This window comes from Flavobacterium sp. DG2-3, from assembly GCF_030730925.1.
Classification (GTDB): Bacteria; Bacteroidota; Bacteroidia; order Flavobacteriales; family Flavobacteriaceae; genus Flavobacterium.
The window spans coordinates 1-20,694 of record NZ_JAVAMB010000010.1; the positions used below are offsets into that span (position 1 = coordinate 1).

A 20,694-nucleotide genomic window follows, 5' to 3' on the forward strand; every position below is an offset into this window, starting at 1 on the left:
CTAAAATCTAAAATCTAAAATCTAAAATCTAAAATCTAAAATCTAAAATCTAAAATCTAAAATCTAAAATCTAAAATAAAAGGGATTTCTCGGTCAGAAATCATTAAAAGTTATACCTATATATATTATCGAGATTATTACAGATAAATCTGCAATTTTAAGTTTCATAATATCAAAATACCTCAAAAATGCATCTGCAAGGTTAATATTTAAAAAAAATAAATACTTTTGTTGCAGAAAAATAGAGCAATGGCAAAGAATTTAGTAATAGTGGAGTCACCTGCAAAGGCGAAAACGATAGAGAAATTTCTCGGAAGTGATTTTCAGGTGGAGTCAAGTTATGGTCACATAGCCGACTTACCATCAAAGGAAATAGGAGTAGATGTAGAAAACGGTTTTAAACCTAAATATGAAGTTTCTCCAGATAAAAAAGCCTTGGTAACGAAACTAAAATCACTTTCTAAGAATGCCGAAACGGTTTGGTTAGCGAGCGATGAGGACCGCGAGGGAGAAGCTATTTCATGGCACTTGGCGGAAGAATTAAAACTTGATACAAAAAAGACCAAACGAATTGTTTTTCACGAGATTACAAAATCTGCGATTCTTAAAGCAATTGACAATCCAAGAGAAATAGATTATAATTTAGTAAATGCTCAGCAAGCACGTCGTGTTCTAGATCGTTTAGTAGGTTACGAATTGTCTCCAGTTTTATGGAGAAAAATCAAAGGCGGACTTTCAGCTGGACGTGTACAATCGGTTTCTGTTCGTTTAATTGTAGAGAGAGAACGCGAAATCCAGAATTTTAATGCAGTTGCAACTTATTCTATTGTTGCAGAATTTGTAAACGAAGCAGGAAAAGCTTTCAAAGCAAAACTGCCAAAAAACTTCAATACTAAAAAAGAAGCCGAAGATTTCTTAAATCAAAACATCGGTTCTAAATATAAGGTAGGGGATTTAGAAACTAAACCTACCAAAAAATCGCCAACAGCACCTTTTACAACTTCTACATTGCAACAGGAAGCAGCAAGAAAATTGTATTTGCCAGTTGGAATCACCATGCAGTTAGCACAGCGTTTATACGAGGCAGGACTTATTACCTATATGAGAACTGACTCTGTAAATCTTTCGCAGGAAGCGATGGCTGCCGCAGAAGCTGAAATCATTAAATCTTACGGAAAAGAATTCTCAAAACCGAGAGTTTTTGCCAACAAAAATAAAGGAGCACAAGAAGCGCACGAAGCAATTCGTCCGACAGATATGTCTCGTCACACCGTAAATATTGACCGTGATCAAGCTCGTCTGTACGATTTGATCTGGAAAAGAACTTTGGCATCTCAAATGAGCGATGCGCAATTGGAAAGAACAAATGTAAAAATCGAAGCCGATAATCACGACGAAATTTTTACAGCTTCTGGAGAAGTTTTGCTTTTTGAAGGTTTTTTAAAAGTATACTTAGAAGGTCACGATGACGATGAAGAAGAACAAGAAGGAATGCTTCCTGCTTTAAAAGTAAACGAAAAACTGGCTAATAACTATATTACAGCCACAGAACGATATTCAAGACCGCCTGCACGTTACACGGAGGCATCTTTAGTTAAAAAACTAGAGGAGCTTGGAATCGGGCGTCCGTCTACTTATGCACCGACAATTTCAACTATTATCAATAGAAATTATGTTGAAAAAGGAACTCTTGAAGGTGTAGAACGTAATTATACACAGCTTACTTTGCAAAATAGTAAAGTAGGTGAAAAAGTTTTAAAAGAAAATACAGGTTCTGATAAAGGAAAACTGGTTCCTACAGATATTGGAACTATTGTTACGGATTTCTTAGTGAAGAATTTCGGTAATATTCTAGATTATAATTTCACTGCAAAAGTAGAACAGGATTTTGACGAAATTGCCGAAGGAAATATCGATTGGGCAAAAATGATGCAAGATTTCTACAATCAGTTTCATCCAAATGTGAAAGAAGTTGAAGCAAATGCTGAACGTGAAAGCGGTGAAAGAATCTTAGGAAAAGATGCAGACGGAAGACAAGTTTCTGTTCGTTTAGGAAAATTTGGCCCAATGGCGCAGATTGGAGAAGCAGATGATGAAGATAAAAAGTTTGCCAGCTTAATGGCAGATCAGAATATTGGAAACATTACACTTGAAGAAGCTTTGAATTTATTCTTGCTTCCAAAAAGTTTAGGTGAATATAAAGGAGAAGAAGTAGAGGTAAATAATGGCCGTTATGGTCCTTATGTTCGTCATGGGAGCGTTTTTATTTCATTGCCAAGAGGAGAAGATCCGCTTGGGGTTTCAAAAGAAAGAGCTCAAGAACTAATTGACGAAAAAGCACTTGCTGATGCGCCAATTGCCACTTATAAAGGAGAAGCTGTTCAAAAAGGAGTGGGGCGTTTTGGACCATTCATCAAATGGAATGGACTTTTTGTAAATGTGAGCAAAAAATACAATTTTGATAATTTATCGCAGGCAGATGTTGAAGAGTTGATCGAAGATAAACTGCAAAAGAATATTGATAAAGTTATTCATAACTGGGAAGAAGAAGGAATCGTAGTGGAAAAAGCTCGTTGGGGACGTTCTGTGATCCTAAAAGGAAAAATCAAAATTGAGTTGAGTAAAGATGTTGATGCTACAAAACTAACATTAGCACAAGTTCAAGAAATGATTGCTGCAAAAACTCCAGCAAAGAAAACGGTAGCTAAAAAGACAACAGCAGCCAAAAAAACAACAACGGCTAAAAAAGCTCCAGCTAAAACAGCTGCTAAAAAGAAATAATATAGATGGAATTTGATTTTCTAGAACCAGTTAATGATGCAATTGTAAAATTCGTCGGCGCACTGTCTTCACAAGAGCTTGGGAGTAAAGTTGTCTTTCATACCCAAGATCAGTTTCCTGATATCGAGCAGGTTAATATTGCTATAATTGGTGTTTTAGAAGACCGTACAAACATCAATATGATTAACGAAGTTAATCTTTCGAATCTGCGTAAAAAGCTTTATAGCATGTTTCCAGGTAACTGGGATGCTTCAATTGCAGACTTAGGAGATATACTGGCAGGTGATTCTGTAGAGGATACTTATTTTGCCGTTAAGAAAGTTACCGCATCATTAATTAAAAGAAAAGTTATTCCTATAGTCCTAGGAGGTTCTCAAGATTTGACCTATGCTTTGTATCGTGCTTACGATGATTTGGAGCAAATGGTAAATCTGGTTGCAGTTGATAATAAATTTGATTTTGGTAAAGAAAATGAATTAGTTTCGGCTAATTCGTATCTGACAAAAATTATTATTGATGAGCCAAATAACCTATTCAACTACTGTAATATAGGGTATCAAACCTACTATAATTCACAAGAAGAAATCGATTTGATCGAAAAGCTGTTTTTTGATGCTTATCGATTAGGCGAAATTTCGAATAAAATTTCATTGGCCGAACCTGTTTTTAGAGATGCAGACTTAGTTAGTATAGATTTAAATTCTGTAAAATCTTCTGCTTCAGCAAATATGGTAACTTTTGAGCCAAACGGATTTAACGGAAAAGAGATTTGTGCTTTGGCTAGATACGCAGGTATCAGTGATAAAGTTTCTTCTTTTGGTGTATTTAATCATAACAGCACATTGGCCGAATCGGTTATTATTGCTCAGATTGTGTGGTATTTTATAGAAGGTTATCATTACCGTTCAAAAGAATATCCATTTGGAAGCAGAGCAAACTATTTAAAATATATAGTTCCGCTAGATGATGAAGAATTGATATTTTACAAAAGTGATAAAACAGACCGTTGGTGGATCGAAATTCCATTTGAATCTAATGGCAACAATAAATTGAAAAGAAATACGTTATTACCATGTTCTTACGACGAATATTTGTCGGCTTGCAATCAAGAATTGCCAGAAAGATGGTGGAAAGCGCAACGAAAAAATGCTTTGTAGATCGAAAATTTAAGTGAAATCTTAAATTTTTAAAAGTTGTTGAAAATAGTTAAATTAAATTAGTAGGAAAATAATTATAATATATAAAAATTAACGTTTTACATCGATTTTTTAGAACAGTTTATCGATAAAATATTTTTTTTTTATTTTATTTAACATTATTTTTGAACGGTAAAATAAATTCGCAAGTAGTATTGTTTTTTAGATAAATAATAAATACGTTTACGGACTTTTAATAATGAATAGATAATCCCAAATTTATATGAAGAAGTTTATTGCATTTGCAGCAATGTTAACACTAGTAATCGGCTGTGGTAAGTCAGGTGACAAAGGTGAATTAGTTGGTGTTACAGGAGGGAAATGGCATCCTGAAAAACCTTATGGAATGACTTTGGTTCCAGGCGGATCTTTTATTATGGGTAAATCAGATGCTGATTTAGCTAATGTAGAAGATGCTCCAACTAAAACTGTAACAGTTCGTTCATTTTACATGGATGAAACTGAAATTACAAACAGTGAGTATCGCCAATTTGTGGAATGGGTAAAAGATTCTACAATGAGAGTTCGTTTAGCAATCTTAGCTGACGAAACAGGACAAAAACCTGCTGACGGAAAAGGAAGCAAAGGCGGAAGTATTGCTGACTATGCTTTTAACGATTCTGATCCAGAAAAAATGACGGCTTACGATAAATATATGTATGACAACTATTATAGTGTTGGTACAAAAGATGATCCGTATGCTGGAAGAAAACTAAACAGAAAAGTTAAGTTAATTAAAGATACAAAAGCATATCCAGATGAATATTACGCTGAAGTAATGGATTCTATGTATTTGCCAATTGAAGAATCTTATAATGGTTTAAGAACAATTGACGTAAATAAATTGAAATTCCGTTATTCTTGGATGGATATTCAAGCTGCTGCAAAAGCAAAAGTTGGAAAAAGAAGTGACTTCGTAAAAACAGAGCAAGTAAATGTTTACCCAGATACTGCAGTTTGGATTAAAGATTTCGCTTATTCATATAATGAGCCAATGCATAACGATTATTTCTGGCACAAAGCTTATGGAGATTATCCTGTAGTAGGTGTGACTTGGAAACAAGCTAAAGCATTCTGTGCTTGGAGAACACTAAATAAAAACAGTTACATTAAATCTAAGAAAAAAGGGCGTGACTTAGTTAACTCATTCAGATTACCAACTGAAGCAGAGTGGGAGTACGCTGCTAGAGGAGGTCTTGAGTCTGCTACTTACCCTTGGGGAGGTCCTTATACTAAGAGTGATAGAGGTTGTTTCTTAGCAAACTTTAAACCAAGTAGAGGGGATTATGCAGCTGACGAAGCTCTTTATACTGTTGAAGCAAAATCATACGATGTTAATGGTTACGGATTATACAACATGGCAGGAAACGTTTCTGAGTGGACAGATTCAGCTTACAATCCAAACGCATACGAGTATGTATCTACAATGAATCCAAACGTAATTGATGGTAAGAACCAAAGAAAAGTTGTTCGCGGTGGTTCTTGGAAAGACGTTGCTTATTTCCTACAGGTAAGTACACGTGACCACGAATATGCTGATTCTGCTAGAAGCTACATCGGATTCAGAACTGTACAAGATTACATGGGTACTCAAGTAACAGGTAACAGAAAAAAGTAATTTATAATTAAATCAATATCCAACAAATCTATTTTAAAACCTAAAAAAAAAGTATTATGGCATTATTAAGTAAAAAAGCAATGAATTTCGCTTATGGTATGGGAGCGGCAGTGGTAATCGTTGGAGCTTTATTCAAAATTACTCACTTTGAGATTGGACCATTAACAGGTACAGTTATGCTTTCAGTAGGATTGGTGACTGAGGCGTTAATTTTTGCGCTTTCTGCTTTCGAACCAGTTGAAGAAGAATTAGATTGGACTTTAGTTTACCCAGAGTTAGCTAACGGACAAGCTAGAAAAAAAGAAGTTAAAGCTGAGTCAACTGACGCACAAGGATTATTATCTCAAAAATTAGATGCTATGTTGAAAGAAGCTAAAGTTGACGGTGAGTTAATGGCTAGCTTAGGAAACAGCATCAAAAACTTCGAAGGAGCTGCTAAAGCAATTTCTCCGACAGTAGATTCTATTGCAGGACAAAAGAAATATGCTGAAGAAATGTCTATTGCTGCTGCACAAATGGAATCATTAAACAGTTTATATAAAGTACAATTAGAGAGCGCTTCTAGAAATACTGAGGCTAACAAAGAAATCGCTGAAAACGCTTCTAAATTAAAAGAACAAATGGCTTCTATGACTGCAAACATTGCTTCATTAAACAGTGTTTACGGTGGAATGCTTTCTGCAATGAGTAACAAAGGATAATTAGTTTTTAACTAGATATTACATTTATTAATAAGAACTAATTAGAAAAAAATGGCAGGAGGAAAATTAACCCCTAGACAGAAGATGATCAACCTGATGTATCTGGTTTTCATCGCAATGTTAGCAATGAACGTATCGAAAGAAGTTATTTCTGCTTTTGGTTTGATGAACGAAAAATTCGAAAGTGCAAATACGACTTCTACAGAAACAAATACAGGTTTATTAACAGCTTTAGATCAAAAAGCAGCTGAGGCAAAAGGAGAATTTGCTATTGCTGCTGAAACAGCTCATAAAGTTGAAGCAATTACAAAAGATTTTTATGATTATATAGCTACTCTAAAAGCTCAGGCTGTAAAAGGTTTTGAAGTTGATAAAGCAACTGGAAAGATGCCTTACGAATCTATGGATAGAGGAGATAATATCGACGACTGGTTTACAGGAGACGGTTACACTAAAAAAGGTAACGAAATTATTTCTAAAATCGAAAAATACAAAGCTGATATCAAAGCAGCTTTAGGTACAGATAAAAAATACGCTGGAATCATTTCTGAGGTTGAGAAAAAATTTGATGTTTCTGATGTGAAAAACAAAGAAGGTATCAAAGAAAAATACTTAGCTTACCACTTTAAAGGATTTCCTGCAATTGCTTCAGCTGCAAAACTTTCAGCTTGGCAAAATGACGTTAAAAAAGTTGAAGCAGACGTTTATAACAGTGCTTTAGGTAAAGCTGCAGTTGCTGCTGCTTCTTACAGCAACTACCAAGCAATTGTTGTTTTAGATAAAAATGCTTACTTCCAAGGTGAAAAAGTAACAGGTAAAGTAGTTTTAGGTCGTTATGACGAAAATACAAAACCTACTTCATTCCAAGGTCCTGGACAAATTGTTAACGGACAAGCTGTTATCTCTTTAACTGCTGGTGGAGTTGGAGAACAAGACATCAACGGACAATTTACATTCTTAGAGGATGGAAAAAACATTCCTTTAAAATTCTCTGGAAAATATGTTGTAGTTCCAAGACCAAACTCTGCTACAATTTCTGCAGATAAAATGAACGTAGTATATAGAGGAGTTGTTAACCCAATCTCTGTATCTTTTGCTGGTGTAGATGCTAACAAAATTGTTGCAAGCGCTCCAGGTTTAGCTTCTGCTGGAAAACCAGGGAAATATAACATGAGCCCAGGTCAAGGTACTGAAACTACAATTTCTGTAACTGGTACATTGCCAAACGGTGACAAAGTAACAGATAAGAAAACATTCAGAATTAAAGGTATTCCTGGTCCAACAGGAACAATTAGAGGTGAAATGGGAGTTGTTAAAGGTCCTAAATCTAACCTAGAAATTGCTACTATTGGAGCTAAACTTCTTGATTTTGATTTTGAAGTTGGTTTAGATGTTGTTGGATTCAATATGAAAATTGCTGGACAACCTACTGTTGTTGTTTCAGGAAACAAAATGAATGCACAATGTAAACAAGTACTTTCAAGAGCAGGTAAAGGAGACCAAGTTACTATTTCTGAAATTAAAACTAAACTTGTTGGAGCTGGTAGCTATTTATTACCAAGAACTGCTCCTGTAATTTACGAAATACAATAATAAAGTAGTGTAAACTACATTCAATATCTTATAACGATACCACGATGAAAGTAAGAAATTTTTTAATAGCAATTGTTTCTATCGCTGGAGGTTTTGCTTCTTATGCGCAATCTAATTTGCTTAATGCAAAAACACCAGATCAGATTGGACTTAAAACTCCTGCTCAATTAATATCTGATAACGATAAGCCATTAGCTTATGGTTATGTAGATGATAGAGATATCTTGATGGGGAAAACAACTTGGGAAATCATTGATTTGAATGAAAAAATCAACTTTCCATTATACTTTCCAGTAGATACAGCTAATATTGGTCCTAATAGACGTTCTCTTTATGACGTTTTAACTAAAGCTATTAAAGGTGGAAAAGTAACTGAAGTTTATACTGATAGTTATTTCAATACTAAAAAATCTATGAAAGACATCGAAGGATCATTATCTCGTATTGATACAACTGATGCTGGTAGAGAGTTAATTAACCAATATCCAGATGACTACAAATCACGTGTAGTGAAGAAAAAAGTAGTTTCTGGTAAAGGTAAAAACAAGTCTGTTTCTTATGTTGAAGAAACAGTTGGACCAACAAGAACGGTACCTGCTGAATATATCTTGAAACAAGACCTTACTGCAGCAGATGTTACTCAGTATAAAATTAAAGGATACTGGTATTTTGACAAACGTCAAAGTGAATTGAAATATCGTTTACTAGGAATTTGTCCAGTAACTCCAGACGTTTATACAATGAATAGTGACGAAAAGGATTATATTGAATTGTTTTGGGTATTTTTCCCAAATGCCAGAGAAGCACTGCATGAAGCAAAAGCTTTCAATGACAACAACTCAGCACTTCCAATCTCATTTGATCAGATTTTAAATTCAAGACGTTTTAATGCTGTTGTTTACAAAGAGGAAAACCTTTACGGAGACAGAGCAATTAGCGATTACATGAAAGACAACGCACAAAATCAGTTGTTAGAATCTGAAAGAGTAAAAGAGAAAATTCGCAATTTCGAGCAAGATATGTGGAACTACTAAGTTGATACATAGTACAATAATGAAAAACTCTTACTACATTTGTAGTAAGAGTTTTTTTTATGTAGATAATTCAGATACTCCTTTTTAAAAGAAAGGGGAAAGCTAAAATGTATAATTTTTATTTATGTAAGAAAAATAACAATATTTAAAATAAAACTTCGTTTAATGTCTTGTAAAAATGATTATGATGAAACTAAGAAATTTTTTAATTGTTATTTTGACTGTAACTACGAGCTTTTTGTCTTTGGCACAGTCTAATTTGCTTAATGCTAAAACTGTTGATGAAATTGGTGTTAAGACGGCCGCTCAGATGATTGCCGATAATGATAAGCCATTAGCTTACGGCTATGTAGATGACAGAGATATTTTGATGGGAAAAACCGTTTGGGAAATTATTGATTTAAATGAAAAAATCAATTTTCCGTTGTATTTTCCTGTAGATACTGCTAATATTGGCCGTGATAGGCGTTCGCTTTATGATGTTTTGACTAAAGGAATTAAAAGTGGAAAGATAACAGAAGTTTATACAGACAGTTACTTTACTACTAAAAAATCAATGAAAGATGTCGAAGGAGCATTATCTCGTGTGGATACTACCGATGCTGGACGAGAGCTCATTAATCAATATCCGGATGATTATAGAACACGTGTTGTGAAAAAGAAAGTAGTAACCGGTACTGGAAAAAACAAAAAAGTGACTTATGTTGACCAAACTGTTGGCCCAACTAGAACAGTTCCTGCTGAATATATTTTGAAACAAGATCTTACTGCTGCAGATGTAAGTCAATACAAAATTAAAGGGTTTTGGTATTTTGATAAAAGACAAAGCGATTTAAAATATCGTCTGCTCGGAATTTGCCCTGTCACTCCTGATGTTTATACAATGAACAGTGACGAAAAAGATTATATAGAATTGTTTTGGGTTTTCTTCCCAAATGCCCGCGATGTACTTCATGAAGCCAAAGCTTTCAATGACAACAATTCAGCACTTCCAATTTCGTTTGATCAAATCTTAAATTCACGACGATTTAATTCGGTTATTTACAAAGAAGAAAATGTATATGGCGATCGTGAGATTAAAGACTACATGAAAGACAATGCGCAAAACCAGTTGTTAGAAGCTGAAAGAGTAAAAGAAAAAATTCGCAACTTTGAACAAGATATGTGGAATTACTAAGTCCATTAATAACTTAATAATCAAAAAACTCTTGCTACCTTTGCAGTAAGAGTTTTTTTATTTTATCTATTTTACCAATGCTTGATTATTTAATCGTCGGATCTGGGCTAGCTGGAATTTCCTTCGCAGAAATCGCCCTAAAAAACAATAAATCTATTTTAGTTATTGATGACAAGTCACAGAATTCTTCTAGGATTGCTGGAGGTTTGTATAATCCGGTAATTTTAAAGCGTTTCAGCGAAGTTTGGAATGCAAAAGATCATTTGGTTTTAATGAATGAATTCTATGATCAGGTAGAAGAAAAGCTAAATGAAAAATTCAATTATAAAATGCCAATTCTTAGAAAATTCTTTTCTATTGAAGAACAGAACAATTGGTTTGCAGCATCTGATAAAATTAACTTGGCTCCTTTTCTTTCAACAAAACTGATAACTAAAAAATACCAGAGCATTGATTCGCCTCACGATTATGGAGAAGTTTTGCATACAGGCTACGTTAAAACAGGACAATTGTTAGAAAGCTACAGAGAATACTTAAAAGATAACAATTTACTATTGGAAGAATCTTTTCACAGCTCTTTTTTAGAGTTTCTTGATTCAGGAATTCAGTATAAAAATATTAAAGCACGCCACATTATATTTGCAGAAGGTTTTGGACTGCATAAAAATCCTTACTTTAACTATCTTCCTTTAGATGGAACAAAAGGGGAGTTGTTTTTAATAAAAGCTCCTGATTTAAAACTGGATGTTATTGTCAATACAAGTGTTTTTATTTTGCCAATAGGTGGTAATTTGTTTAAAGTTGGTGCTACTTACAATTGGCATGACAAGACAGATCTGCCAACCGAAGAAGGTAAAAAAGAACTTTTAGATCGTATTAAAGAAATTATTACGTGCGATTTTGAGATAGTGAAACATTTTGCAGGCGTTCGTCCAACGGTTGCTGACAGAAGGCCTATTATCGGAACTCACGAAGCCTATAAATCTATTCATCTCCTGAACGGATTAGGAACGCGTGGTGTTATGCTCGGGCCGGCTTTGGCTAAAATGTTATTTGAGCATATCGAAAACGGGACTCCAATTGACAAAGAAGCCGATATTAAGCGTTTCCACAAAAGATATCTTAGATCTATTTCCGACCGGCATTAGGATCGTAGGAAACAAACATATTAATGTAAAGGTTTCTAGAAAGTCGTAACACAAAAGGAAACAAAACAACCAGTGTCAAGATAATTGCAATAAAAGACTGCTCGATAGTTGCTCCAAAAAAGACAAACGAAACAATAAAAGCAGCAATTCCGACCGCAACATTCAATCCGTAACTCACGTACATGGCGCCGTAAAAAAAGGAAGGTTCAATCTGGTATTTGAATCCGCAGTGGCTGCAATGCTCATTCATTTTGAGAACTTTACTCAAATGGAGCGGATTTTTGTCTTCATACATGCTTTCTTTTTGGCATTTTGGACAACTTCCTGTTAAAATGCTATTTAGTTTGGATCCTTTTTTTAACATTTGCAAAAATTTTATCAAAGGTACATTTTTGCGCCTTTATTTCTTGTAACAACAGTCACAAAATTATGCTTAATATACACAATCTTTCCGTTTCTTTTGGAGGAACCTATTTATTTGAAGAAGTTACTTTTCGTCTAGGCGCTGGCGACCGCGTAGGTCTTGTCGGTAAAAACGGAGCGGGTAAATCTACAATGCTAAAAATGTTGGCAGGAGATTTTAAACCAGATTCAGGAGTTATTTCTCAAGAGAAAGATATCAGAATGGGATTCCTTCGCCAGGATATCGATTTTGAGCAAGGAAGAACCGTTTTGGAAGAAGCATACGAGGCTTTTACCGAAATTAAAGTTGTAGAAAAAAAGCTGGAAGAAATCAACCATCAATTGGTTACCAGAACCGATTATGAAAGCGAAGAATACGGACAAATCATTGAAGACCTTTCTGATTATACACATCGTTTTGAACTTCTAGGAGGATATAATTATGTTGGAGACACAGAAAAAATCCTTTTGGGACTTGGTTTTAAAAGAGAAGTTTTCAATAACCAAACCGAAACATTTTCTGGAGGCTGGAGAATGCGTATCGAATTGGCTAAATTACTATTGCAATCCAATGATGTATTGCTTCTGGATGAGCCAACCAACCACTTAGATATCGAAAGTATCATTTGGCTAGAGAATTTCCTTCGCAATTATCCTGGAGTTGTAGTGATTGTATCGCACGATAAAATGTTCTTAGATAACGTTACAAATCGTACAATCGAAATCTCTTTAGGAAAAGCATACGATTTCAATAAACCTTACTCTCAATATTTAGAACTGCGTCATGAAATTCGTGAAAAGCAATTGGCGACACAAAAGAACCAGCAGAAAAAGATTGAAGAAACAGAAAAATTAATCGAGAAATTCCGTGCAAAAGCTTCAAAAGCTTCAATGGCACAATCGCTGATTAAAAAATTAGATAAAGTAGAAAGAATTGAAGTTGATGAAGACGACAATTCTGTAATGAATATTTCGTTTCCCGTTTCAAAAGAACCAGGAAAAGTAGTAATCGAAGCTGAACATGTAACAAAAGCTTACGGCGATAAGACGATTTTAAAAGACATTAGTCTATTGGTCGAAAGAGGAAGTAAAATTGCTTTCGTTGGACAAAACGGACAAGGAAAATCGACTTTCATCAAAGCTTTGGTAAACGAATTCGAATACGATGGAAACATCAAGTTAGGGCACAATGTACAATTAGGATATTTTGCTCAAAATCAGGCCGAATATTTAGATGGTGAAATCACTTTGCTTCAAACAATGGAAGACGCGGCGACCGACACCAATCGTATGAAAGTGCGTGATATGTTAGGTTCGTTTTTATTTCGCGGAGACGATGTAGAGAAAAAAGTAAAAGTACTTTCTGGAGGCGAGCGTAACCGTCTGGCACTTTGTAAATTGCTGCTACAGCCAATCAACGTTTTGCTGATGGATGAGCCGACGAACCACTTAGACATTAAATCTAAAAACGTTCTGAAAGCAGCACTTCAAAAATTCGGCGGAACTTTATTATTAGTTTCTCACGACAGGGATTTCCTTCAGGGAATGTCAAATATCGTTTACGAATTTAAAGATCAGAAAATCAAAGAATATCTGGGAGACATCAACTTTTTCTTAGAACAGCGTAATCTTGAAAACATGCGCGAAGTCGAGAAAAAAGATGTTGTAAAAACAGCTGCTCCAGTAAAAGAAGCGAGCAAAGTTTCTTACGAAGACCAGAAGAAAACAAAAGCGCTTCAAAACCGTTTAAGCAAAATCGAAAGTCAGATTCAGCAATTAGAAAAAGACATTCAGAATGACGATAAAATGCTAGAAACCAACTATGACAAACATGTTGAAGATGCTTCTTTCTTTACCGCTTACAACAAAAAGAAAGCCGATTTAGATCAATTACTTATTGACTGGGAAGTAGTTCAAGAAGAGATTGATAATTTTAACGGATAATATTTTCAGGAGCTGATCCAGCTTTCCGTTACAAGTCCTCACTATAAACCCTCATTTTTCTAAGCCATAAAACGAGCTTCCTTCGGTCGCTGTTTTCAGGCAAGAAAAATGAGGGTTTATAGTTCCGGGCTTTCCACTTCAATCTGGGCTAAAAAAAGTTTAATTGTTATAAGAGTTTTTGCGTTCTGTTTGTCATCCTGAGGAACGAAGGATCACACTAGAAACTCCACAAAGTATATTGTCGAGCTGTGACGAATTCCGAATGTGATCCTTCGTTCCTCAGGATGACAAAAATGATTGTAATTTTATTTTAAATAAAAAGAATTATTCAATAATCCCAATCGACCTAGAATGTTCAATCGCTTTACTGCTTTCTTTAAAATAGCAAACAGCAACATTTAAGCTTTCTAAATTCTTCAAGATTTTTTTTACTTCTGTTTTCTGGGTTTTGCCAGTCTGTCTTATGTAAACCGCAACGACTGTTACTGGAAATATTTTGCAGATTCTCTCATACAGTATCGGATCGTGCTGCGAATCATCGCCCATTAAAACATATTTTAAAGTGGGGTAAAACTCTACAACATGTTTTATTTTTTCAAATTTATGATCATGGCTTCCTCTTCCGCTCATAAAAAAATCAGTAATTCCGCGTTTAATATCTTTTAACAGAAAAACCGCTTTTGGCAGTTTATGTATTCGTGTGAACTTTGCAATAAAACGATACAAATTCCACTCACTGCTGGAAATGTAGAAAAAAGCATTTACTTCTTCGGTGCTCGTTCTGCCTGCCGAACTTAATGCTTGGTAATGAGGTACAACATCCTTAAAAACCTTACGGTCATTTACGTTTTTAAAAAGTAAGATATAAAGTTTCCGGAAGAAATTATTAGTGTGCGAAATCAGAAAAGTGTCGTCAATATCTGAAATAATTCCTAATTTTCCTTTATGAGGTCTAATAAAACTGCCTTTACACACCGCAGTTTTATCATTATATTGAAGACTTACTTGGTAAGGCATCCAGCCAAATTGAGTTTCTTTGTCCAACGGAATACAAAATTTAAAATAACCGTCGTCTAGAGTTTTCGTGTGAATTATTTGATCATTGTAATGAAGGTAAACGTCAAAATTTTGAATGGTCTTTATTCGGAACAATTTAAGAATTGAAGTAGCATTTTTTAATTTCCTTTTTTCAAAATCATAATTATGCTCTCTTTTAAAAACGTGCCCCATTACAATTAATTCTTGCTCATTTGCATAACCTCGATATAATTGTAAAATTGGTTTCATTAATTACGTATATTTATGTAACTGTAATTTACTTAATATAATTGGTTTTAAAAATAAAATTTTGAAAAAGAACGTCATCTTTGTCGTAAATCCTATCTCTGGCGATCTCGACAAATCAGATTTAATAGAAGCTGTTCAGGAATTTGCAGCCACAAATCATTTTGATCTGGAAGTGTATGAAACAACCGGAAAGAATGATGTGAAAGAAATTCAGAAATTATACGATCAGTATATTCCCGAGAGAATTGTCGTAGCTGGTGGCGACGGAACTATAAAAATGGTTGCCGAAGCTATGGAAGAACACGACATTATTATCGGAATTCTGCCTGCTGGTTCTGCCAACGGACTTTCTGTTGACTTGAATCTTCCAGTAGGAATAGAGGAGAACCTTAAAATAGCGTTTTTGCACCATTATATCGAAATGGATATGATTTGCATCAACGGGAAAAAAAGCATTCATTTAAGCGACCTTGGTTTGAATGCCAATCTGGTTAAAAATTACGAACAAAGTGATGTTCGCGGATTTTGGGGTTATGCATTGCAAGCTTTTACAACGCTCAAAGAATCGGAAGAACCATTTGTGGCTACCATTACGGCAAACAATAAAGTGGTAGAGCATGTTGCAAGAATGATCGTAATCGCCAACTCGCAAAAGTACGGAACGGGTGTAATCATCAATCCGAATGGTACTATGAACGACGGAAAGTTTGAATTGGTAATTTTAAAAAGCCTAGATCTACTTTTAATTGGAAAAATAATTACAGGAAATATGCCAATCGATTCTGATGACATCGTGATCATTTCGACAGATAAAGCCCAAATCAAAACCGATTATCCCGTTAATTTCCAAATCGATGGAGAATATTGTGGTGCTCAGACTTCTCTAGAAATTCATATTCTTCATAAACAGATGAAATTGGCAGTGCCTTAGATTTTTTTCTGAAGAATGCTTTGTGTATGTGTCGCTCCGCTGGAGCTTTTGGGACTCTAAGGTTGGAATAATTGCTATAAATATTAAGCTCCTCCAGAGCTTTTTAATTAGTATTTATTGTCAAAAATATTTGAAATCAATTCAAAATAAGAGGCGACAAATAGCTCTGGAAGAGCGAAATATTTATAGAAAAAATTAGCATAAAGAAAAATAAGCTCCACGGAGATTAATATTCATAGAGGAATAATTGTTAAAAATATGGAGTTTTTTCGGCAATGTTTATTTAGGCAGCAATCAAAATGGGATTATGTAAAATAGCTCTGGAAGAGCTTAATATTTATAGCAATTATTTGATTGACAATTATCAAAGCTCCAGCGGAGCGACACCTTTATTTAAACGGATTACGTTCCTGCCATTCTGTTTTCGGTTCCAGATAATTAAAAAACCTTGAAATGTTATGGTTTATCAATGCATTGCTATGAGTGATTAAACCATACATTTTAACTGGTTTTGCACCAACAGAACTTTTGATTTCGAGCGCAGTTCTGGCAAAAACAATTTCTCGGAAACCTTTCTTGATAGAATACGCAATCATATCGTAAAGCATGTTTAAATACAACATTTTTTCGCGTTGGACACTTTCGTCATAACCTAAAAAGTACGTATCCATTACGTTTCCGTTTTTGATTAGAGTGTTGAAACCTATAAGTTTTTCGTCTAGGAAATAGCCATAAAGCAGAAAGTTTTCTCCCATTATTTCTTTAAAGAAACTAAAATGATTTCTTACCAGAAAAAAGGTGTTGAAGGGGGCATTTTTAGCAACATGAAAATACAAATCGTAAATAACATCTTCATATTGTTTAATCTCAGAAAGCGACAATTGCTGTTTTGTAATTCCTTCCGATTTTTTGCGTGCGCGTTTGTATTGATCGCGGTATTTTTTGGATAAAGCGTCGATGTAATCTTGTTCTGTTTTCCAGTTTTCATGGATTTCGAAAATCATATTCGGCTGTGTCGAAAACGTATAATTGTTTTTGAATTCAGCCTGAAGCGGTTCAATCTCTTTTGCAGTAAAATCTTTTATGCTCGTAATGTGAACTTTTTTTCCGTTTTCTTTCAACTCTTTTTTGAGCTCATTAATTGCTTTATGAAGCGTTTTAATAGCTTTTGATTCTTTGATATTTTTATCAAAGACAAAAGCATTCTGCCCCGTAAGCATATTGTTTCCTACGAATAAAACGTGCGAAGCAAAATTCTTTAAAGCAAAATTACGCACCGAAGTTTTTAAGCATTTATCGCGTTCTCCAAAAGATTCTAGTTTTTCGGCAAATAAGAATTGCGTTAAAACAATTCCGATTAGTTTTTTTTCTTCAAAAAGACCAATAAAATGGCAAGTCATATTTACTGGAGAAGAATTTTCCAGCACTTCAAGATATTCTCGTGTCAAAAAAATATTATTTGATGCGAGCGAATTCCATTCTAAAGGCAGTAAGGATGCGCTTTTGTAAATCTGGAAAGAATAGGTTGTATTCAAAAGAGTCGACTAATTTCTTCAAAATTAGATAATATTTACAATAACTAATGGCGTTTAAGTTATTATTAAGAAAAACCCGTTTGAGATCAATTCTTCAAACGGGTTTTTGTATGTTTTATTTAAGCAAATCCACAAATGATTCCGCCCATAAGAGTCAGTGTAAGAATCCAGTATCCGCTATGGATGAAAATATATTTCCAAGATTTTCTTTCGAACAATCCATTAATTCCGATTAGAGGAAAAGCAAAAAATAATCCCGACATAAAACCGTGAAGCGCTCCGTGTTTAAAAGTTCTGTAAGCCATTCCATAATCTGCCATAAACGCAGCAAAAGAAGGTTTTGCGCTATCCAGCATCGGCGGTCCACCAACCATTCCGACTGCACCAGATTGGTGAATAGTTAGCGACATTAAAGTCATTGTAATCATTAAAGAAAAAATGTACGTTAATCCGAAGATTTTGAGCATATTCCCTTTTTTTAACTCTTCTGGAGTAAGATTATTTTCTCTCATCCAGATCGTTCCGAATACTTTTGGGTTGTACCAGATAAATCCAGTTACTAATGAAACAATTGCTGCAAGAAATAATGCGATGAAGTTAATTTGCATAATATGAGGTTTTTATAATTAGTTAGTCAAATGTAATCAAAAAATATAGATTTTTGGAAACAATTAAAATACAGGATTAAATCTTACAAATTAAATTTTTATCAACAGTTTGCCGATGTATAGTGCATTATAACTATGAATTATATAATTTAGTCGCATATTAAATTCCCCAAATCTAATATGAAAAATCTACTCGCTTTTCTTTTTGCGTGGCTGTTTTCGCTAAGTGTTTTGGCAGATACTGTTTCGGATAAAGAAAAAGAAGCGCTTATAAAATTGTACCACGCAACAAATGGCTTGCAATGGAAAAACAAGTGGGACTTAAGTCTGTCTGTTTCTACCTGGTACGGTGTTAAAGCCGAAAACGGAAAAGTCGTTGCGCTGAATCTGTCAGATAATAATCTGCAGGGAGAATTGCCAGAAGCTTTTTATGATCTTGTAAATTTAGAATCGCTAAATCTGGAAAACAATAAAATTGAAGGAAGCTTGTCTTCGTCAATTCTTAATTTGAAAGAATTGGAAGTGCTTAATATTGCCGATAATAAGTTATCTGGTGCAATTCCGGTTTCGATTTGTCAATTAGTAAAATTGAAAGATTTAGAGCTTTTTAGAAATCAGATTTCAGGAGAAATTCCGTCAGAAATTGGAAAATTGCATCAGTTGGAAATTCTAGCTGTTTTTAATAATGAAATTCAAGGAAAATTGCCTGTTTCGATTTATAAAATCGCTGGGTTGAAAGTACTGCTTTTGAATCATAACAAATTGTCTGGAAATTTGACAAGTGAAATTATTAATTGGAACGCACTTCAAAATTTCAGTTTGTTTGATAACGATTTTACAGGCGCAATTCCTTTGGAAATTGAAAAGTTGGCTAATTTGGCAGAATTGAATCTTTCGTACAATAAATTTACAGGAGAAGTTTCAAAAAATATAGCACTTTTAGACGCTTTGAATATGACAATGATGGATGAGAACGGAAATCCATTTTTATTAGAAATAAACCAAGAAAATAAATTACAATAGTTTACCCAAAAATGATCGCTGCTTATGAATGAATTTTACATTTAGTTAATTGTTAAAACCGTAATTTCTTACGGTTTTCGTTTTTTTAGGCTTAAAGCTTTCTTGAAAAAAATAACATATAATTTAGAAAGGATTTTTTATGTTTGTCTAAAATTTTTATAACTTTAATAGAAGTAACCAGAGAACCAAAAACCGATTAATAAGCGGTATTACTAATCAATAATAAGAAGAAATCATGACACTGCAATATCAGGGAGAGCAACACGGAAAATCGACAACTTTTACAATTAGAATTATTGGTAATAACTTATCAAAAAGCAGTTCTAACTATCAAATTGATCTTTTGGTAGGAGATAAAAAACTGCCAACTTTTACAAGTGAAATCCACCAGAGTCTTTCTAATTGTCTGAAAGAAATTTATTTGTTTAGAAAACATAACGGAATCAAATTTGATGAATCGACAGAGAAAATAGTTTCGCTTTATGTTCCTTATGATAAAGTTTTGTACAACCATAATAAATATGCTTTGTTTAGAGCATAATTTTTCTCAAAATAAATAGCAAAAAGGACCATTTGAAAGTGGTCTTTTTTTATTCTCTAAGTTAAATTCTTCTATTCATTAATTCTTTTCCGAGGTCTTTCAGTAGCTTTTTTTTGCTTTCTGGTATGTTGATCTTGTCTAAAGATTCGAAAGCTTTGAAAGTGTATTTTTGAATTTCTTTTTGAGTTATATCTGCAATACCCGAAGCTAAATACAATTTGTTAACCGTTTTTATTTTTTCTGTATTATCGTCAAGGCGAACGCCAAACAGTTTTAGCAATTTTTCTTTGTCGGTTTCGTTTAAAAGCTCAAGTGTTTTCAGGTATAAATAAGTTTTTTTATTCGAAATAATATCGCCGTACAATCGTCTGCCAAAAGTAGGAGTGTCTCCATAAATATCTAGATAATCGTCTTGAAGCTGAAATGCTAATCCCAAATTAAGTCCGAAATCATAAATTAGATCACAGTTTTTCTGAGAAGCCTGCGCAATAATGGCGCCCACTTTTAAAGAGGTGGCTATAAGCGAACCAGTTTTATATTCTATCATTTTTAGGTATTCTGAGACAGAAACGTTTTGTCTGCTTTCAAAATCAACATCCAATTGCTGCCCTTCGCAGATTTCTAAGGCCATTTTGTTAATTGCTTTAATCAATTGCAAAGCGAGGTCAGGGGCGTATTTTTCTAAGTGCTTGTAGGTTAAGATAATCATTGCGTCTCCAGAAAGAATGGCTGTATTGGTGCTCCACTTTTTATGTACAGTTGGTTTTCCTCTTCTGATAGGATCGTCATCTATAATGTCATCATGAATTAAAGACGAATTATGAAATGTTTCTATAGCTAGAGCAGCAGGAAGTGCCAGATTAAAATTGGAGCCAAAAATTTCTGTTGCAATTAAGGTAAGAACAGGGCGCAGACGTTTTCCTCCTAGCAACATCATGTATGAAATGGAATTGTATAGATTTTTAGGATTTTTTTCTATGTTTTGGCTTTCTAAATAGCGAATAAAAAAATCTGTGTATGCGGTATCGTATACATGAAAACTTAATATTTTGGATTTTAAATATCTAATATACAGTTTTTTATGATTTTTTGTATGAGTTTTTGGTAATAAGATATTTATAGAAATAGCTGTATTTCGGTATTTTTAAAGTTATCTAATTTGCTTGCTTCAAAAA

General features: G+C 34.1%; 17 protein-coding genes. 12 read left to right on the forward strand and 5 right to left on the reverse strand.

The features are described 5' to 3' along the window. Nucleotides 1-249 precede the first annotated feature (249 nt). The 8 genes from topA (at nt 250) to Q9Q97_RS14735 (ending at nt 11,248) form a co-directional block, all read left to right on the forward strand. Nucleotides 250-2,781: a type I DNA topoisomerase gene (gene topA / locus Q9Q97_RS14700; protein ID WP_306158392.1), complete on the forward strand. Its 2,532-nt coding sequence runs from the start codon at nt 250-252 to the stop codon at nt 2,779-2,781. Nucleotides 2,782-2,786: 5 nt separating this feature from the next. Next, nucleotides 2,787-3,938, forward strand: a complete 1,152-nt coding sequence (locus Q9Q97_RS14705) for a formimidoylglutamase (RefSeq protein ID WP_306158395.1) — start codon at nt 2,787-2,789, stop codon at nt 3,936-3,938. A gap of 262 nt (nt 3,939-4,200) precedes the next feature. After that, nucleotides 4,201-5,595: a gliding motility lipoprotein GldK gene (gene gldK / locus Q9Q97_RS14710; protein WP_306158397.1), complete on the forward strand. Its 1,395-nt coding sequence runs from the start codon at nt 4,201-4,203 to the stop codon at nt 5,593-5,595. A gap of 56 nt (nt 5,596-5,651) precedes the next feature. Beyond that, nucleotides 5,652-6,296 carry a gliding motility protein GldL gene (gldL, locus tag Q9Q97_RS14715; RefSeq protein ID WP_306158399.1) on the forward strand — a complete coding sequence of 215 codons (645 nt, stop codon included), beginning with the start codon at nt 5,652-5,654 and terminating at the stop codon, nt 6,294-6,296. A gap of 51 nt (nt 6,297-6,347) precedes the next feature. Then, nucleotides 6,348-7,889 carry a gliding motility protein GldM gene (gldM, locus tag Q9Q97_RS14720; protein ID WP_306158401.1) on the forward strand — a complete coding sequence of 514 codons (1,542 nt, stop codon included), beginning with the start codon at nt 6,348-6,350 and terminating at the stop codon, nt 7,887-7,889. Between the two features lie 44 nt (nt 7,890-7,933). After that, complete coding sequence (gene gldN / locus Q9Q97_RS14725; protein ID WP_306158403.1) at nt 7,934-8,923, forward strand: gliding motility protein GldN; 990 nt, start codon at nt 7,934-7,936, stop codon at nt 8,921-8,923. 187 nt (nt 8,924-9,110) lie between these two features. Then, on the forward strand, nt 9,111-10,100 hold the full coding sequence (gene gldN, locus Q9Q97_RS14730) for a gliding motility protein GldN (RefSeq protein WP_306158696.1): 990 nt from the start codon (nt 9,111-9,113) through the stop codon (nt 10,098-10,100). 77 nt (nt 10,101-10,177) lie between these two features. Continuing rightward, entirely contained in the window at nt 10,178-11,248 is a 1,071-nt protein-coding gene (locus tag Q9Q97_RS14735) for an FAD-binding oxidoreductase (protein WP_306158405.1), read from the forward strand. On the opposite strand, the gene Q9Q97_RS14740 is transcribed toward Q9Q97_RS14735, so the two are convergent. Further along, nucleotides 11,229-11,612, reverse strand: coding sequence for a DUF983 domain-containing protein (locus tag Q9Q97_RS14740; protein WP_125722554.1), 384 nt, complete (start codon nt 11,610-11,612; stop codon nt 11,229-11,231). The genes Q9Q97_RS14735 and Q9Q97_RS14740 overlap by 20 nt on opposite strands. Before the next feature lie 65 nt (nt 11,613-11,677). Between Q9Q97_RS14740 and abc-f the strand changes: the two genes are divergently transcribed. Then, complete coding sequence (abc-f, locus tag Q9Q97_RS14745) at nt 11,678-13,594, forward strand: ribosomal protection-like ABC-F family protein (RefSeq protein WP_306158407.1); 1,917 nt, start codon at nt 11,678-11,680, stop codon at nt 13,592-13,594. 324 nt (nt 13,595-13,918) lie between these two features. Here abc-f and Q9Q97_RS14750 read toward each other — a convergent pair whose 3' ends face one another. Then, nucleotides 13,919-14,881, reverse strand: a complete 963-nt coding sequence (locus Q9Q97_RS14750) for an App1 family protein (protein WP_306158409.1) — start codon at nt 14,879-14,881, stop codon at nt 13,919-13,921. Between the two features lie 61 nt (nt 14,882-14,942). On the opposite strand from Q9Q97_RS14750, the gene Q9Q97_RS14755 reads away from it, so the two are divergent. Then, nucleotides 14,943-15,812, forward strand: a complete 870-nt coding sequence (locus Q9Q97_RS14755; RefSeq protein WP_306158411.1) for a diacylglycerol kinase family protein — start codon at nt 14,943-14,945, stop codon at nt 15,810-15,812. Nucleotides 15,813-16,201: 389 nt separating this feature from the next. Here the strand turns inward: Q9Q97_RS14755 and Q9Q97_RS14760 are convergent, their stop codons facing one another. Both Q9Q97_RS14760 and Q9Q97_RS14765 read right to left on the reverse strand, forming a co-directional pair. After that, complete coding sequence (locus tag Q9Q97_RS14760) at nt 16,202-17,347, reverse strand: GNAT family N-acetyltransferase (protein ID WP_306158413.1); 1,146 nt, start codon at nt 17,345-17,347, stop codon at nt 16,202-16,204. Between the two features lie 119 nt (nt 17,348-17,466). Continuing rightward, nucleotides 17,467-17,955, reverse strand: coding sequence for a DUF1761 domain-containing protein (locus tag Q9Q97_RS14765; RefSeq protein ID WP_306158415.1), 489 nt, complete (start codon nt 17,953-17,955; stop codon nt 17,467-17,469). A 180-nt stretch (nt 17,956-18,135) separates the two neighbouring features. Between Q9Q97_RS14765 and Q9Q97_RS14770 the strand changes: the two genes are divergently transcribed. Both Q9Q97_RS14770 and Q9Q97_RS14775 read left to right on the forward strand, forming a co-directional pair. Beyond that, nucleotides 18,136-18,978 (forward strand): Two component regulator three Y domain protein, encoded by an 843-nt coding sequence (locus tag Q9Q97_RS14770; protein ID WP_306158417.1) that lies wholly within the window; start codon nt 18,136-18,138, stop codon nt 18,976-18,978. 235 nt (nt 18,979-19,213) lie between these two features. Beyond that, entirely contained in the window at nt 19,214-19,519 is a 306-nt protein-coding gene (locus tag Q9Q97_RS14775; protein ID WP_306158418.1) for a hypothetical protein, read from the forward strand. 61 nt (nt 19,520-19,580) lie between these two features. Here the strand turns inward: Q9Q97_RS14775 and Q9Q97_RS14780 are convergent, their stop codons facing one another. Next, nucleotides 19,581-20,456: a polyprenyl synthetase family protein gene (locus Q9Q97_RS14780; protein WP_371878220.1), complete on the reverse strand. Its 876-nt coding sequence runs from the start codon at nt 20,454-20,456 to the stop codon at nt 19,581-19,583. Nucleotides 20,457-20,694: the final 238 nt, after the last annotated feature.